This is a genomic window from Pseudomonas putida (genome assembly GCF_001941965.1).
In the GTDB taxonomy this organism is placed as follows: Bacteria; Pseudomonadota; Gammaproteobacteria; order Pseudomonadales; family Pseudomonadaceae; genus Aquipseudomonas; species Aquipseudomonas putida_L.
Genome location: NZ_MKZO01000048.1, coordinates 17,621 through 34,464, shown reverse-complemented (window position 1 = coordinate 34,464; position 16,844 = coordinate 17,621). Strand labels below are relative to the sequence as shown.

The 16,844-nt window shown below is 65.4% G+C and carries 13 protein-coding genes; 12 read left to right on the top strand and 1 reads right to left on the bottom strand.

All coding sequences use genetic code 11. The features are described 5' to 3' along the window. Positions 1-154 precede the first annotated feature (154 nt). The gene (locus tag PSEMO_RS25105) at positions 155-901 is read right to left on the bottom strand and encodes an enoyl-CoA hydratase-related protein (protein WP_075805656.1); all 747 of its coding nucleotides are present in this window, start codon (positions 899-901) and stop codon (positions 155-157) included. A 104-nt stretch (positions 902-1,005) separates the two neighbouring features. Here PSEMO_RS25105 and PSEMO_RS25100 point away from each other — a divergent pair, with 104 nt between their 5' ends. The 12 genes from PSEMO_RS25100 to PSEMO_RS25045 all read left to right on the top strand — a co-directional run bounded on the left by PSEMO_RS25100 (position 1,006) and on the right by PSEMO_RS25045 (position 16,398). After that, positions 1,006-1,647, top strand: a complete 642-nt coding sequence (locus PSEMO_RS25100; protein ID WP_075805655.1) for a TetR family transcriptional regulator C-terminal domain-containing protein — start codon at positions 1,006-1,008, stop codon at positions 1,645-1,647. 76 nt (positions 1,648-1,723) lie between these two features. Continuing rightward, positions 1,724-2,437 carry a response regulator gene (locus tag PSEMO_RS25095; RefSeq protein WP_075805654.1) on the top strand — a complete coding sequence of 238 codons (714 nt, stop codon included), beginning with the start codon at positions 1,724-1,726 and terminating at the stop codon, positions 2,435-2,437. Between the two features lie 53 nt (positions 2,438-2,490). Next, entirely contained in the window at positions 2,491-3,216 is a 726-nt protein-coding gene (locus PSEMO_RS25090) for a substrate-binding periplasmic protein (protein WP_075805657.1), read from the top strand. Beyond that, positions 3,213-5,456, top strand: coding sequence for an ATP-binding protein (locus PSEMO_RS25085; RefSeq protein WP_075805653.1), 2,244 nt, complete (start codon positions 3,213-3,215; stop codon positions 5,454-5,456). Before PSEMO_RS25090 ends, PSEMO_RS25085 begins: the two co-directional genes overlap by 4 nt. A 184-nt stretch (positions 5,457-5,640) precedes the next feature. Next, positions 5,641-7,053 (top strand): amino acid permease, encoded by a 1,413-nt coding sequence (locus tag PSEMO_RS25080; RefSeq protein WP_075805652.1) that lies wholly within the window; start codon positions 5,641-5,643, stop codon positions 7,051-7,053. A gap of 297 nt (positions 7,054-7,350) precedes the next feature. Then, positions 7,351-8,142 carry an enoyl-CoA hydratase/isomerase family protein gene (locus tag PSEMO_RS25075; RefSeq protein ID WP_075805651.1) on the top strand — a complete coding sequence of 264 codons (792 nt, stop codon included), beginning with the start codon at positions 7,351-7,353 and terminating at the stop codon, positions 8,140-8,142. A gap of 34 nt (positions 8,143-8,176) precedes the next feature. Beyond that, positions 8,177-9,337: an acyl-CoA dehydrogenase family protein gene (locus PSEMO_RS25070; protein WP_075805650.1), complete on the top strand. Its 1,161-nt coding sequence runs from the start codon at positions 8,177-8,179 to the stop codon at positions 9,335-9,337. Positions 9,338-9,355: 18 nt separating this feature from the next. Beyond that, on the top strand, positions 9,356-11,467 hold the full coding sequence (locus PSEMO_RS25065) for an acetate--CoA ligase family protein (protein ID WP_075805649.1): 2,112 nt from the start codon (positions 9,356-9,358) through the stop codon (positions 11,465-11,467). Then, positions 11,460-13,067 carry a 5-guanidino-2-oxopentanoate decarboxylase gene (locus PSEMO_RS25060; RefSeq protein ID WP_075805648.1) on the top strand — a complete coding sequence of 536 codons (1,608 nt, stop codon included), beginning with the start codon at positions 11,460-11,462 and terminating at the stop codon, positions 13,065-13,067. Before PSEMO_RS25065 ends, PSEMO_RS25060 begins: the two co-directional genes overlap by 8 nt. Before the next feature lie 15 nt (positions 13,068-13,082). Then, complete coding sequence (locus PSEMO_RS25055; RefSeq protein ID WP_075805647.1) at positions 13,083-14,273, top strand: pyridoxal phosphate-dependent aminotransferase; 1,191 nt, start codon at positions 13,083-13,085, stop codon at positions 14,271-14,273. Then, on the top strand, positions 14,266-15,681 hold the full coding sequence (locus PSEMO_RS25050; protein ID WP_075805646.1) for an aldehyde dehydrogenase family protein: 1,416 nt from the start codon (positions 14,266-14,268) through the stop codon (positions 15,679-15,681). Before PSEMO_RS25055 ends, PSEMO_RS25050 begins: the two co-directional genes overlap by 8 nt. A gap of 15 nt (positions 15,682-15,696) precedes the next feature. Beyond that, the gene (locus PSEMO_RS25045; RefSeq protein WP_075805645.1) at positions 15,697-16,398 is read left to right on the top strand and encodes an NAD(P)H-dependent oxidoreductase; all 702 of its coding nucleotides are present in this window, start codon (positions 15,697-15,699) and stop codon (positions 16,396-16,398) included. Positions 16,399-16,844: the final 446 nt, after the last annotated feature.

Genomic DNA, 16,844 nt, shown 5'->3' with positions numbered 1-16,844 from the left:
CCAGCTTCTTCATGCGATACAACCGAGTCAGGCTCCACAGCCACAACAATTACTTGTCGCCGATAGCTATGGAGCAGCAGGCGGCCTGATCACCGTAATCGGTGTCCGGAAAAACTTGACCAGAACAGCGTTGCCGGCGATAGGGCCGGAACTGTCAACGCTGTACCAAGGCCTGCAACGCCGCCCGGGCCTCCACCGTCTTCAGCCGCTCGATAAAGCACCGGCTCTCCCGCTCGACCACCGCCGCCAGCACCTCACGATCCCCCGCCTTGAGCAACTCCTTGCTGATCCGCAGCGCCTCCTGCGGCATCCGTTGCCAACGCCTGGCCAGGGCCCGGGCCGCTTCCAGGCAGGCGTCGCCATCTTCATGCACCTCGCTGGCCAGCCCCCAATCCACCGCCTGCTGGCCATTCAACGCCTCATTGCCCAGCAGCAGCCGCGCTGCCCGCACATGCCCGAGCAAACGTGGCAGCAACAGGCTGGAGCCGAACTCAGGACACAATCCCAATGGCGCAAACGGCATCCGCAGCTTCGCTCCTTTCGACACCACCACCTGATCGCAATGCAGCAGCAAGGTGGTGCCGATCCCGATCGCCGGCCCGTTCACCGCCGCAATCAGTGGCTTGCGCAAGCCCAGCACCACGCGCATCAGGCGAAACACAGGGTGCTCGCGATCCTCGGGCGGATTATCAAGAAAGTCATGCAAGTCATTGCCAGCACTAAAACAACTGCTGCCGCCGGTAATCAGGATGACCTCGATCTGCGGATCCTGCTCAGCCGCCATCAGCCGCTCGCCAAGCTGGCGGTACATCTCGGCATTCAGGGCATTGAGCTTGTCGGGGCGGTTCAGGGTGAGGGTCAGCAAACCCTGGTCGAGAGCGTGGAGAATCAGGTCAGTCATGGCAGCCGCTTCTTGTGTTTGTGGGGGCATTTGCCCGGCACGGTTTATCACGGGGTTCGCCTTGCTGTACAGTCGTTCAGTCCGGCACAACAACGAGAGCACCGATGAACCAGGAAGCCCGCTACCAACGCATGCTCCCCGAAGCCCGCAAGGCCAATCTGGTCGAGGCGACCCTGGCCTGCCTCAAGCAGCATGGCTTCCAGGGGGCGTCGATCCGCAAGATTTCCGCCGAGGCCGGCGTCTCGGTGGGGTTGATCAGCCATCACTATTCGGGGAAGGACGAATTGGTGGCCGAGGCCTACCTGGCCGTGACCGGCCGGGTCATGGGTCTGCTGCGCGAGGCCATGGACCGGGCTGCGCCGAATGCCCGGGAGCGCTTGTCGGCGTTCTTCCAGGCGTCCTTCTGCGAGGAACTGCTCGACCCGCAACTGCTGGATGCCTGGCTGGCCTTCTGGGGCGCAGTGAAGACCGCCGAGGCGATCAACCAGGTGCACGATCATTCCTACGGTGAGTACCGCGGCACCCTCAGCCGCGCACTGGGCGAACTGGCCCGGGAAGACAACTGGGAACGCTTCGACGCCGACCTCGCGGCCATCAGCCTGAGCGCCTTGCTCGACGGCTTGTGGCTGGAGTCCGGGCTGAACCCCGGGACCTTCACCCCGGAGCAGGGCGTGCAGATCTGCGAAGCCTGGGTCGACGGCCTGCAAGCCGGCGGACGCCGACGCTTCACCTTGCCCGAAGGCTAGTTGATCACCCGTTCAACAGCGAGTACGCTGCCAGCGCGTGTGAAAAGTCCTACAGCCATAACAAGAGACAACCGCAATGACGCCTCGGGTACTGATCGTCGACGACGATCCGTTGATTCGCGACCTGCTGCACGCCTACCTGTCCCAGGAAGGTTATGACGTCCACTGTGCCGATACCGCCGAAGGCGCCGAGGCCTTCCTGGGCAGCCATGTGGTCGACCTGGTGCTGCTGGATATCCGCCTGCCGGGCAAGGACGGCCTGACCCTGACCCGTGAACTGCGGGTGCGCTCGGAAGTCGGCATCATCCTGATCACCGGGCGCAACGACGATATCGACCGTATTGTCGGCCTCGAATGCGGCGCCGACGACTATGTGATCAAGCCTCTCAACCCCCGTGAACTGGTGTCCCGTGCCAAGAACCTGGTGCGCCGCGTCCGTTGCGCCCAGGCCAACCAGCCGAAAAACACCAGCCACGCCCTCAAGCAGTTCGCCGACTGGGCCCTGGACAGTGACCGCCGCCGCCTGATCGACCCACGCGGAGGCGAAACCCTGCTGACCCATGGCGAGTTCCAGTTGCTCAGCGTGTTCCTGCGCAACAGCGGCCATACCCTGACCCGCGACCAGTTGATGGACCAGATCCGCAACCGCGAATGGGTCCCCAACGACCGCTCCATCGATGTGCTGGTGGGCCGCCTGCGGCGCAAGCTGCACGACGACCCGGCCGAGCCGCAACTGATCATCACCATCCACGGCACCGGCTACCTGTTCACCGCCAGCGTGGCGGCCTGAAGCCCGTGCGCCGGCTGCTGGCCTTGCTTGTGCTGCTCGCCGGCCTGCCGGCCATGGCCGCCGAGCCGGTGCGCTATTGCGATTACCCGGTGTACCCACCAGTGTCCTGGAGCGATGGCCGCCAGGTGCGTGGCCTGGCCCCGACCGTGGTGCGCGAGCTGTTCCGGCGCCTGGGCTACGAGACCGAGATCGTCGTGCTGGGCAACTGGAAACGCTGCCTGCTGGATGCCGCCGAGGGCCGGGTGGATGTGGTGCTGGCCTACGACAGCGACCAGCGCGATCTCGGCATGCGCTTCTCGATGGAGCCGGTGATGCGTGAGGAAGTGGCGGTGTTCGTCAATCGCCAGCGCCCGCTGCACCTCGAGGGTCTCGACGATCTGGCCAGTTACCGCGGCGGCCTGTTGTTCGGCGAAAGCTACGGCCAAGCCTTCGACCGCTTCGTCGCCCGCCACCAGAACATCGAATGGGTGTCTTCAAGCCGGCAGAACTTCGGCAAGCTGATCCGCGGGCGCATCGATTTCGTGGTCCAGGAGCGGCGTACCGGCGAGCTGTTCGTCGAGAACCTGCCGGGAGCACAGGACATCGTCGCCTTGCCCCGGGCCCTGAGCGTGGACTACCTGCGGGTCGCGGTGTCGCGTCGTTCGCCGTTGAGCGCACGCATGGCCGATATCGACCGCGAGCTGAGGCGCATGGCTGACGCGGGCGAAATCGCGCGCTGGCTGGAGCAAAGCGAAGTGACCTACCGCGACATGGTCCGCCTGCCGGCAGGTGCCCGATGATCCGCTGGCGCGCCGATGGCCTGTTGCGCCGGCTGCTGCTGTATATCCTGCTGTTCAGCCTGTGCTTCACCGTACTGGCCAGCTCGGTGCAGCTGTATTTCGAATACCGCCGGGAGATGCGCGATATCGAGTCGCGCATGGCGCTGATCCGGGTCGGTTACCTGGCGAGCCTGGAGCGCAGCCTGTGGGACCTGGACGAGGCCCAGTTGAATACCCAGTTGCGCGGCCTGGTGGACTTCTCCGATGTGGCCCGGGTGCGTCTGAGCAGCGACGACTTCAACCTGCTGCGCGGTGAAGCCGAACCCAAGGGACCGCTGCGGATCGAGCGCTTCGCCCTGGACTATCAGCCTCCGTCCGGGCCGCTGCGACATCTGGGTGAGCTGGAGGTGAGCATCGATCTCGGCGCGGTGCACCAGCGGCTGTTCGCCACCGGGCTGACCAGCCTGCTGTGGATGGGCGTGTTCCTCTGTGGTCTGGCGGTGGTGCTGTCGGGGTTGTTCTACCGCCTGGTGACTCGCCACCTGCAAGTCATGGCCGAATTCGCCCGACGTGTCGGCGCCGGGCAGTGGCAGGAGCCGCTGCGCCTGGACCGGCGTCCTGCCGACGATGAAATCGACACCGTGGCCCGTGCCCTCGACGACATGCGCCGGGCCATTCTCACGGATATCGAGCGCCGCGAACTGGACCGCGTGGCCCTGCAGGACAAGCGCGACGAGCTCCAGGCCATGGTCGAGCGCCGCACCGCCAGCCTGGCCCGGGCCAAGGACGAGGCGGAGGCGGCCAACCTGGCCAAATCGCGCTTCCTGGCGACCATGAGCCATGAACTGCGCACGCCGCTCAACGGCATTCTCGGCATGGCCGAGCTGCTGCGCGGCGTCCTCCCGGCAGGTCGCGACCGCCAGCGGCTGGAGGCGTTGTACAAGGCGGGCGAGGGCCTGTTGGCGATTCTTGAGGAAGTGTTGTACTTCGCCCGCCTGGAGGAAGGTGAGAGCCACCCGGAGCAGGTGGATTTCTCCCTGCGGCAGCTGTGTCGCGAGGTCATGACCCTGCTCGAACCCCGGGCCACGGCCAATCATGACCAGTTGGTGTGCCACCTCGATCCACGCCTGGCCGAGCGCCAGCAGGGCGCCGAGCAGTATCTGCGACAGGTGCTGAGCAACCTGCTGGCCAATGCGATCAAGTTCACCGAGCACGGCGAGGTCACCCTTGAGGTTCAGGTACTTGACGATCTGCCCGGCGGCCAGCGCCTGCGGATCACGGTCAGCGACGATGGCATCGGCATTGCCCCGCAGGTGCAGGCGCGGATCTTCGAGCGCTTCACCCAGGCCAGCGAGGCCGTGGCACGGCGTTATGGCGGCACCGGGTTGGGCCTTGCCATTTGCAAGCATCTGGTCGAGCGGCTGAGCGGGCGGATTGGCGTGGACAGCGTCGAGGGGCAGGGCAGCTGTTTCTGGTTCGAACTGGAGTTGCTGGAGGGCGCGGGGCGCGAGGTGCCGACCGCGCAAGCACCAAGGGAGAGCCTGGAGATCCTGGTAGTCGAGGACATGGCCCTGAACCGCGAGGTCGCCGCCGGCCTGCTGGAGCGTGACGGACATCGGGTCAGCTTTGCCGAGGAGGCGGGGCAGGCCATGGCCGTCTGCAGGCAGAGGCGTTTCGACCTGATCCTGCTGGACGTTCACTTGCCGGGCATGAGCGGTGTCGAACTGTGCCGGCGGATCCGCGCCACGCCGGGGCCGAACCGCGAGACACGCATGCTCGCGCTGACTGCCGGGGTGCAGCCGGCGCAGGTGTCGTGTTATCTGGAGGCTGGCATGCAGGGCGTGCTGGCCAAGCCGTTGCGGCTTGAAACCTTGCGGCAGGCGCTGGCCCGGTCTCCAGCGGGCGTGCAGGAGCGCTCTGAAACACAGATGGACTGGTCGCTGCTGGAAACCCACCGGGCCTTGCTGGGCGAGCAGAAAGTCCAGGGCTTGCTCGGTGTGTTGCGCCAGTCGCTGGAGCAGCACTACCCGACCTTGTGCGAAGCCCTGCTGGCAGGTGACTGTACGGAAATCGCCCATCAGGCCCACCGTCTGGCGGGCAGCAGCGATTCCCTTGGTTTCCGCGGGCTGGCGGCGGTCCTTGGCGAACTGGAAACCGCTGCCCGCGAGCACGATGAAGCCGCCCTGAACGGCTTGACCGACCCCTTGCGCGAGCAGGTCGAACAGGCGCGCACCACCCTGAAACAGCTGATCCAGCGCTGACGTACAAAAACCTTACGACTTTTTACATCTTCGATCCTGGCCGACAACGGCGCCTTACATCCCTTTCCAATAATCGACGGCAACCGTGCATGGCGCGGTCCGTCAGGCTTATTGGAGATAACAATAATGAAAGGCCGTAAAGCTGATTCGAACACCCCGGGCATCTCGCCGCGAGGTGGCCGCAATGACTGATTCCACGCAGCGTCAGGGCATTCACCTGACCCGGGCCCTGAAAAGCCGGCATATCTTCATGCTGTCCCTCGGCGGGGTGATCGGCACCGGGCTGTTCATGGGCTCGGGGGTCACCATCAACCAGGGCGGGCCGGTGGGGGCGGTGCTGGCCTATCTGGTTGCCGGCTTCCTGATGTACCTGGTGATGGTCTGCCTCGGCGAGCTGTCGGTGCAGATGCCGGTCTCGGGCTCGTTCCAGGCCCACGCCACGCGCTATATCGGGCCGGCCACCGGCTTCATGATCGGCTGGGTGTACTGGATGAGCTGGGCCACCACCGTCGGCCTGGAATTCACCGCCGCCGGCATGCTGATGACCCGCTGGTTCCCCGAGGTGCCGATCTGGTACTGGTCGGCGCTGTTCGTGGTGGTCCTGTTTGGCCTCAATGCCCTGGCGACCCGGGCCTTTGGCGAGGCGGAGTACTGGTTCTCGGGAATCAAGGTGGCGACCATCCTCGGCTTTATCGTGATCGGCGTCCTGGTGATGTTTGGCGGTATCCCGCTGTCCAGCGGTGCACCGGCGCCGGGGTTGAACAACCTGATCGGCGATTCGCTGTTCCCCAACGGCCTGTCGGCGGTGTTCGCGGTGATGATGACCGTGGTCTATGCCTTCCAGGGCTGCGAAATCATGGGCGTCGCGGCCGGCGAGACCGACCAGCCGGAGAAGAGCATCCCCCGCGCGGTGCGCAACGTGGTGTTCCGTGTGCTGATCTTCTATGTCCTGGCGATCCTGGTGCTCTCGGCGATCGTCCCGTGGCAGCAGGCCGGGCTGATGGAAAGCCCGTTCGTGCAGGTGTTCGACATGGTCGGCATTCCCTTCGCCGCCGACGTGATGAACTTCGTGATCCTCACCGCGATTCTCTCGGTGGGCAACTCCGGGCTGTATGCCTCGACACGGATCCTCTGGGCCATGTCGAAAACCGGCATGGCGCCACGCAGCCTGTCGCCGCTGAGCAGCCGTGGCGTACCGTTGCGGGCGCTGTGCATCACCCTGTGCTTTGCCCTGGTCTCGCTGATGACCAGCTTCGTCGCGGCGGACACCCTGTTCATGGTGCTGATGGCGGTGAGCGGCATGTCCGGCACCGTGACCTGGATCGTCATTGCCCTGGCCCAGTACCGCTTCCGCAAGGCGTTTCTGCGTGAGGGCGGCAAGCTGGAAGATCTCAAGTACCGCGCGCCGCTGTATCCGCTGGTGCCGCTGCTGTGCATCACCTTGTGCAGCTCGCTGTTCGTGTTCCTGGCGCTGGATGAGACGCAGCGGCCTTCGCTGTACTGGGGCTTTGGCTTCATTGCGCTGTGCTATGCGGCGTATTTCGTGGTGAACCGCAAGCGGTCGGGGGCGTTGCTGCCGAGTGCGCCTGGCGCCTGATTTCTATTGATGCTGATGGCCTCATCGCCGGCAAGCCAGCTCCCACACCGACCCTGTGGGAGCTGGCTTGCCAGCGATAGGGCCCTCAAAAGCACCCTCCATTCTGAGTTGTACAAAGTTGTAACAGTCCCCACCTGAGAATCTCCTTTAACTGAAATAAAAATCAATAAAAACAATCTGATAGGTGATTTAGTTCACCTGTTACATCAGATATTCACCTCGATTGCCGCCTTGTTGAACACTCGTTTAGTATCTCCTCCATACCTCACCCCAACCCAACAAAAATCGAGGCCTCCCATGACCAGCCCGTCGTCCCTGTTGAGCCAAGTCGAAGCCGGTGTTGCGCGGATCACCCTCAACCGTCCGGAGCAGCGCAATGCCCTGGACATCCCGACCCTCCAGCGTTTCCACGCCTTGCTTGAAGAACTCAACGCCGACCCGGCGGTGCGCGTGGTGGTCCTCACCGGCAGCGGCCGCAGCTTCTGCGCCGGTGCCGACCTCGCCGAATGGGCCGATGCCGAAGCCCGTGGCGTGCTGGAAAGCTACGGCTGGACCGAGAACGCCCATGCCCTGATGCAGCGCCTGCACAGCCTCGACAAACCCACCATCGCCGCCGTCAACGGCACGGCGGTCGGCGGTGGCATGGACCTGGCGCTGTGCTGCGACCTGCGCGTGGCTGCGGCATCGGCGCGTTTCAAGGCCGGCTACACCGCCATGGGCTACAGCCCCGACGCCGGTGCCAGCTGGCATCTGCCGCGGCTGATCGGTGCCGAGCAGGCCAAGCGCCTGCTGTTCCTCGACGAACTCTGGAATGCCGAGCGCGCCCTGGCCGCCGGGCTGGTCGGCGACGTGGTGGCCGACGAGCAACTGGCAAGCACCGTGGCCGAACTGGCCGCCCGCCTGGCCCAGGGCCCGACCTTCGCCTACGCCCAGACCAAGCGCCTGATCCGCGACGGCGCCCAGCGCACCCTGGCCGAGCAACTGCACGAGGAACTGGCCGCCGGCCTGCTCTGCGGACGCAGCGCCGACGGGGTGGAAGCCTTGCGCGCTTCGGTCGAACGTAGAGCACCTGTATTCGTTGGTAAATGAAGTACTTACATCACTTTATTCAGGACGTTTCGCAATGAATTTCCAACTGACCCAAGAACAAGAAATGTTGGTGGATGCGGTACGCAGTTTCGTCAGCCGTGAGCTGTTGCCCCATGAGGAAGAAGTGGACCGCGCCGATGCGGTGTCGCCGGAGCTGGCCGCGCAGATCCGTGGCAAGGCCATCGCCGCCGGTTTCTACGCCTTCAACATGCCCGAGGAAGTCGGTGGCGGCGGCCTCGACTACCTCTCCCAGGCCCTGGTCGAGCGCGAGCTGTCCAAGGTTTCCTGGGCCCTGCATGTGTTCGTCGCCCGGCCGTCGAAGATCCTTATGGCCTGCAAGGGCCAACAGATCGACGATTACCTGATCCCTTGCGTGCAGGGCGAGAAGACCGATTGCTTCGCCCTGACCGAACCCGGCGCCGGCTCCGATGCCAACGCGATCAAGACCCGAGCCGTGCGTGAGGGCGACGATTTCGTCATCAATGGCAGCAAGCACTTCATCAGCCATGCCGGGCATGCCGACTTCGCCATCGTCTTCGCCGTCACCGATACCTACGAGCACAACGGCCGCAAGCGCAACGCAGTCACCGCCTTCCTGGTCGACCGTGGCACCCCGGGCATGACCGTGCGCCGTGGCCCGAAATGCGTGAGCAACCGCGGCTACCACACCTACGAGCTGTTCTTCGACGACTGCCGGGTGCCGGCGAGCAAGGTCCTGGGTGAAGTGGACAAGGGCTGGGAAGTGGCCAATGCCTGGCTCACTGCCGGGCGGGTGATGGTTGCCGCCAACTGCGTCGGCCAGGCCCAGCGGGCCATGGACCTGTCGCTGCAATGGGCGGCGGACCGCAAGCAGTTCGGCCAGGCCATCGGCAGCTACCAGGGGGTGTCGTTCAAGCTGGCCGACATGGCTACGCAGATCCGCGCCGCCGAACTGCTGACCCTGCACACCGCCTGGAAGATGGACCAGGGCAGCATGACCGACGGCGAGGCCGGCATGGCCAAGCTGTTCGCCAGCGAAGTGCTGGGCAAGGTGGCCGACGAGGCGGTGCAGATCTTCGGTGGCATGGGGCTGATGGACGAAGGGCCGGTGGAGCGGATCTGGCGCAATGCGCGTATCGAGCGGATCTGGGAAGGCACTTCGGAAATCCAGCGCCACATCATTTCCCGCGAGCTGCTTCGGCCATTGCTGCGCTGAGCGCCCAGGAGAGGTCCCATGTCCCAAGCCATTCGTGACAACCTCAAGCGCCTGCTGGCGCCCCGGCACCTGGCCTTCATCGGCGGGCGCAGCATGGCCCGGGCCCTGCGGCGCTGCGCCGAGGGCGGTTTTGCCGGCGAAATGTGGCTGGTCAATCCGCAGTATTCGAACATCGATGGCGTGCCCTGTGTCGCCTGCGTGGCGGAACTGCCTTGTGCCCCCGATGCGGTGTTCATCGCCACCAACCGCGAGCTGACCCTGCAAGCGGTTGCCGGGCTGGCCACCCTCGGCGCCGGCGGCGCGATCTGCTATGCCTCGGGCTTCGCCGAAACCGGCGAGGAAGGCCAGCGCCTGCAACGGCAACTGCTGGACGCCGCCGGCAACATGGCTTTGCTCGGGCCCAACTGCTACGGCCTGCTCGACTACCTGCATGGCTCGGCCCTGTGGCCGGTGGCCCATGGCGGACGCAAGGTGGAGAAGGGCGTGGCGGTGCTGACCCAGAGCGGCAACTTCGCCTACAACCTGTCCATGAGCGACCGCTCGCTGCCAGTGGCCTACATGGCGTCGGTAGGCAACCAGGCCCAGTTGGGCGTGGCCGAACTGATGGCCGTGCTGCTTGACGACCCCCGGGTCACCGCCATCGGCCTGCACCTGGAGGGCCTGAAGAACGTGCCGGGCTTTGCCCGCGCCGCGCACAAGGCGCTGGAAAAGGGCATTCCGGTCGTGGCGCTGAAGACCGGTGTGTCGCAGATCGGCGCTGAACTGGCGCTCAGTCATACCAGCTCGCTGTCCGGTTCCGATGCCCTGTACGACAGCCTGTTCCGCCGCCTCGGGGTGATCCGGGTCAGTGGCCCGGTGAGCTTTATCGAAACCCTGAAAGCTGCGGCCTGCGGGCATCTGCCGACGGGAGACCGACTGGTAGCCCTGGCCTGTTCCGGTGGCGACGCCGGCCTGATCGCCGACTACGCCGAACGCAATCACCTTAGCCTGCCCAAGCTGACCGCGGGGCAGGTGGCGCAACTCGGCGAGGTGCTGCCGGCCTACGCCAACCTGATCAATCCGCTGGATTTCACCACCGCCATCTGGGGCGACGAGAGCGCATTGCGGACCATGCTCGACGCCGCCCTCACCAGCGAGGCCGATGCCGCCATGCTGGTGCTGGACTATCCCGCCGAGTTCACGGGGGAGCGCAAGGAATGCGACCTGTTGCTGGAGCTGTTCAGCGCGGCGCTGCAACGTCACGGCAAGCGCGGTTTCGTTACCTCGGCGCTGCCGGAGCTGCTGCCGGCCCATGCCCGCGAGCGCCTGCATGCCCAGGGCATCGCCGCCTTGCAGGGCGTCGAGGACGGTCTGGCGGCCTGGGGGCGGATCGTCGCCTGGCAGCAGAACCGGCAACAGCTGCTGGAGCTGGGTGAGTCGGCACTGGTGCCGCTGTGCCCGCGTGCGCTGGATGGTGAAGGACAGGTGCTGGATGAGTGGCACTCCAAGCAGGCCTTGCGCGCATTCGGTCTGCCGGTACCGGCAGGCGTGCTGACGACTCCGGAGAGGGCGGCGCACCAGGTTGTCGCCTATCCGCTGGTACTGAAGGCGGTCAGCGCGCACCTGCCGCACAAGACCGAAGCCGGGGCGGTGGCCCTGAACCTGAAGGATGCCGACGCCGTGGCATCCGCCGTGGCCGCGATGCGCGAGCGGATCAAGGCCTTTGCTCCGCACGTGGCGTTCGACCAGGTGCTGCTGGAACCCATGGCCGAGGCCCCGCTGGCCGAGCTGATCGTCGGTATCAAGCGCGAGAACGATTTTGCCCTGGCCCTGGTGATCGGTGCCGGTGGCGTGCTGGTGGAAGTGCTCAAGGACAGCACCAGCCTGCTGCTGCCCACCACCGACGGCGCGATCCGCCAGGCTGTGCTCGGCCTGCGCAGCGCTGCGCTGTTGCAGGGCTTCCGTGGCCGTCCCGCGGCGGACCTCGACGCCCTGGTCGCGGCGATTCGCGCCGTGGCCGACTACGCCTGCGAAAACGCCGGGCGCCTGCTGGAGCTGGATGTAAACCCATTGATGGTCGGTGCCCAAGGCACCACCGCGGTCGACGCGCTGATCCGCCTCGGCCAGGAGCAAGGAGATCGACATGCATGAACGTCCCCTGACCGGCGGCCAGGCCCTGGTCCGTTTGCTGGCCAACTACGGCGTCGACACGGTATTCGGCATTCCCGGCGTACACACCCTGGAGCTGTATCGCGGCCTGCCCGGCAGTGGTATCCGCCATGTCCTGACCCGGCACGAGCAGGGCGCCGGCTTCATGGCCGACGGCTATGCCCGGGTCAGTGGCAAGCCGGGCGTATGCTTCGTCATCACCGGCCCCGGCGTGACCAATGCCGCCACTGCCATTGGCCAGGCCTACGCCGACTCGGTGCCGATGCTGGTGATTTCCAGCGTCAACCACACCGCCAGCCTTGGAAAAGGCTGGGGCTGCCTGCATGAAACCCAGGATCAGCGGGCCATGACCGCGCCGATCACCGCGTTTTCCGCCGTGGCCCTGAGCGCCGAAGACCTGCCGCAACTGATCGCCCGGGCTTGGGCGGTGTTCGATAGCGAGCGGCCACGGCCGGTACATATTTCCGTGCCACTGGATGTACTGGCAGCGCCTGTAGCCCGGGACTGGAGTGCTGAAGTCGTGCGCCGCCCGGGCTGCGGGGTGCCGGCGCGAGAGCTGCTGGATCAAGCCGCCGCGCGTTTGGCCGCCGCGAAGCGTCCGATGATCATTGCCGGAGGTGGGGCCCTCGAGGCGGCGGCAGTGCTGGAACAACTGAGCACGCGTCTGGCCGCACCGGTCTTCACCAGCGTCGCCGGCAAGGGCCTGCTGCCGCCGGACGCGCCGCTGAATGCCGGGTCCAGTCTGTGCGTCGAGCCGGGCTGGAAGCTGATCGCCGAGGCCGATGTGATCCTGGCGGTAGGCACCGAGATGGCCGACACCGACTTCTGGCGCGAGCGTCTGCCGTTGAATGGCGAGCTGCTGCGGGTGGATATCGATCCACGCAAGTTCAACGATTTCTATCCCTGCGCCCTGGCCCTGCACGGCGATGCCCGGCAGACCCTGGCAGGGATTCTCGACCACCTGCCGGACACCTGCCGCGAAGCGGGAGCGGCCATCGAGGCGGTGTCCGGCTTGCGCCAGGCCATTCGCGAGAGCCATGGCGCGCTGCAGGGCATTCACCAGGCGATCCTCGACCGCATCGCCGCCGAGCTGCCGGCCAACGCTTTCATCAGTACCGATATGACCCAACTGGCCTATACCGGTAACTACGCCTTCGCCAGCCGGGCGCCGCGCAGTTGGTTGCACCCGACCGGCTACGGCACCCTCGGCTACGGCCTGCCGGCGGGAATCGGCGCGATGTTCGGCGGTGACGACCGTCCGGGCCTGGTGCTGGTGGGCGATGGCGGCTTCCTCTATACCGCCCAGGAACTGGCTACTGCCGTGGAGGAACTGGACCGGCCGCTGGTGGTGCTGCTGTGGAACAACGATGCCCTCGGGCAGATCCGCGACGACATGCTCGGGCTGGATATCGAGCCCATCGGTGTGCTGCCGCGCAACCCGGATTTCGCCGGCCTTGGCCGCGCCTTCGGTTGCAGCGTGGCGCAGCCGTCCAGCCTGGACGAGCTGCAACGGGAGTTGCGCGCCGGGTTTGCCCGTAATGGCGTGACCCTGATCGAACTCAAGCACGCCTGTGCCCGCTGAAAAGGAGTGAACGACATGCGTTTTTCCAGTCTGACCCAGCGCATTGCCGGTGACGGTGCCGCGGCCTGGGAGATCCATTACCGCGCCCTGGCCATGCAGGCCGAGGGCAAGGATGTGTTGCTGCTGTCGGTGGGCGATCCGGATTTCGATACGCCCCGGCCTGTGGTGGATGCGGCCGTCGCCAGCCTTCGCGGCGGGCATACCCATTACTCGGATATCCGTGGCAAGCAGGCCCTGCGCCAGGCCATCGCCCGGCGTCACGGGCAGCGTAGCGGCCAGGTGGTGGGTGCCGACCAGGTCACGGTGCTGGCCGGCGCCCAGTGCGCACTGTTCTGCGTGGCCCAGTGCGTGCTGGAGCCGGGAGACGAAGTGATCGTGCCCGAGCCGATGTATGTCACCTACGAAGCGGTGTTCGGTGCCTGCGGCGCGACCATCGTCACGGTGCCGGCGCGTGCGGAAAACGGTTTTCGCGTCGATCCGGCGGATGTCGCCACGCGCATTACCCCGCGTACCCGCGCCCTTGCATTGAACAGTCCACACAATCCATCCGGCGCCTCTTTGCCACGTGCTACCTGGGACGCGCTGGCCGAACTGTGCATCGCCCATGACCTGTGGCTGATCTCCGACGAGGTCTACAGCGAGCTGCTCTACCAGGGCGAGCACATCAGCCCGGCCAGCCTGCCGGGCATGACTGAACGTACCGCCACCCTCAACAGCCTGTCCAAGTCCCATGCCATGACTGGCTGGCGGGTTGGCTGGGTAGTCGGCTCCCGCGAGCTGGCCGGGCATCTGGAGAACCTGGCGCTGTGCATGCTCTATGGCCTGCCGGACTTTATCCAGGATGCGGCCGTGGTTGCGCTTGAAGCCGAGCTGCCGGAGCTGGAGGCGATGCGCGAGGTCTATCGCCAGCGCCGTGACCTGGTCTGCGATCAGCTGTCTGCCAGCCCCGGCCTGAAGGTGGTGAAGCCCGATGGCGGGATGTTCGTGATGGTCGATATCCGTGCCACCGGGCTCAGCGCCCAGGCGTTTTCCAGTCATCTGCTGGAGAGTGAAGGGGTGTCGGTACTGGCCGGGGAAGCCTTCGGCCCCAGTGCGGCGGGGCATATCCGTCTCGGGCTGGTGCTTGAAGCCGCGAAGCTGGACGACGCCTGCCGGCGTATCGCGCGCTGCGCCGCAGCATTGGTGGAGCACAAAGCCCATGCGTGAGTATGCGCGGCTGTATATCGACGGCGCCTGGCAGACACCGGGCGGGCAGGGCATGGCCGAGGTGATCGACCCGGCCAGTGAAAGCGTAATTGGCCGGGTGCCGCTTGGTAACGAGCAGGATGTCGAGCGTGCCGTCATGGCGGCACGGCGGGCCTTTGCCGAGTGGTCGCGGACGGCCTCCAGCGTGCGCGCCGGGTATATCCGGGCACTGGCCGAGCAATTGAAAGCCCGGGCCGGCGAGATGGCCGATGTGATCACCGCCGAGCTGGGCATGCCGGTGCAGTGGTGCCAAGGCGTGCAGGTGGAGGGGCCGATCGAGGGGCTGGAGCAGTACGTCGAGCTGGCCGGGCTGATGGACCGGGTGCATGAGGTCGGGAATTCGCTGGTGTACCGCGAGGCGGTCGGGGTCTGTGCCTTTATCAATCCGTGGAATTACCCGCTGCACCAGCTGATCGGCAAGCTCGCTCCGGCGCTGGCTGCCGGTTGCACGGTGGTGGTCAAGCCGAGTCAGGAAACGCCACTGCATGCCTTCCTGCTCGCGGAAATGATCGATGCGATCGGCCTGCCGCCCGGGGTGCTCAACCTCGTTAGCGGACCAGGTTCGAAAGTCGGCGAGGCGCTGTCCCGGCATCCGCAGGTGGACATGGTGTCCTTCACCGGCTCTACCGGTGCCGGAGTGCGGGTGGCTCAAGCGGCAGCACCGACGGTCAAGCGTGTGTGCCTGGAACTGGGCGGCAAGTCGCCGTTGCTGGTCGCCGCCGATGCCGACCTGGCGGCGGCGGTGCGCCATGGCGTGCAGGACGTGATGATCAACTCCGGGCAGACCTGCACGGCGCTGACCCGGATGCTGCTGCCGGCGCAGCGCTATGCCGAGGCGGTGGAAATCGCCGCAGCCGAGGCCCGGGCGCTGGTGATGGGTGACCCCCGGGATCCGGCCAGCTTCCTTGGGCCGATGTGTTCGGCGGCGCAGCGGCGCACGGTGCGCGAGTACATCGGCATTGGCGAGGCGCAGGGCGCCCGGCTGGTCTGTGGCGGCCAGCAGGCGCCGGGCTTCGAGCGCGGTTTCTATGTCGCGCCGACGGTGTTCGCCGATGTCGACAACCGCATGCGCATTGCCCAGGAGGAAATCTTCGGGCCGGTGCTGTGCCTGATCCCCTATGCCGACGAAGCCCAAGGCATCGCTCTGGCCAATGATTCGCCATTCGGCCTGTCCAGCGCAGTCTGGGCCGGCACTCGCGAGCGCGGGCTGGAACTGGCGCGGCAGATGCGTGCCGGACAGTGCTTCGTCAATGGTGCCGGCTTCAACTACCGCGCGCCGTTTGGCGGCTACAAGCAGTCCGGCAATGGCCGCGAATGGGGCGAGGAAGGGCTGGCGGAATTCGTCGAAATCAAGGCCGTGCAGGTCTGACTCAAGGGTTATTTCATGAAAGTACTGATCGTCCATGCTCATCCCGAGCCGCAATCCTTTACTGCCGCGTTGCGTGACCAGGCGCTGCGGACCTTTACCGACCAGGGCCATGAGGTCCAGGTCAGCGACCTCTATGCCATGGGCTGGAACCCGGTGGCCAGTGCGGCCGATTTCGGTCACCGGGAGAATCCGGAATACCTGGTCTATGCCCTGGAGCAACGCCTCGGCGTGAAAAGCGGCTCCATTGCTGCGGATATCCAGCAGGAGCTGGACAAGCTGCTCTGGGCCGACCTGCTGGTGCTCAACTTCCCGATCTTCTGGTTCTCCGCCCCGGCCATGCTCAAGGGCTGGATCGACCGGGTGCTGGTGTCGGGGGTGTGTTATGGCGGCAAGCGCTTCTATGACCAGGGCGGGCTGGCGGGCAAGCGGGCGCTGGTCACGGTGACCCTGGGCGGGCGCGAGCATATGTTCGGCGAGGGAGCGATCCATGGGCCGCTGGAGGACATGTTGCGGCCGATTCTGCGCGGGACCCTGGCCTATGTCGGTTTCGAGGTGCTGGCGCCGTTCGTGGCCTGGCATGTGCCGTATATCAGCGACGAGGCGCGCAAGGGGTTCCTGGAGGATTACCGGGTGAGGCTGGAGCAGTTGTCGGATGATCTGCCGCTGGAGTTTCCGAAGCTGGGGCAGTTCGATGAGGGGTTGTATCCGTTGAAGTAGATGGCTGCGCCACGCCGACCGGGTGGTTGGCATGGCGGCGGAACATTCCTGACTTTTCATCTAGAGGGCTTGGCTGTACAGCTTTTGACAGTGGGCCCAATGTAAATTATTCCGGCATATACTCCTTTGCTATCTTCCCAAAGGCCGCCACTTGAGTGCTCCAGATCGTAAATATCAGTTTCTCCTAGAAGTACACCGCTCCTGCTGTCGAATAAACGATAAAATCCGGGATAACCCCAGCCGGTGAGCCATTGCTGGGGGATATCCCCATTTGGATCGCGTTTGGGGTGCAGTATGTTCGGCAACACCCAAAAAGGTTTGAAAGTCTGCACGTAGGCACAGTCATTCGAGACGAATTGCTTATCCTCCACCGGCGTAGCCAGTCCCTTTTCCCACCATTCGGACGCGAACCAAAGAGGCGGAGCTACAATCGTCAGTAAAGTTAG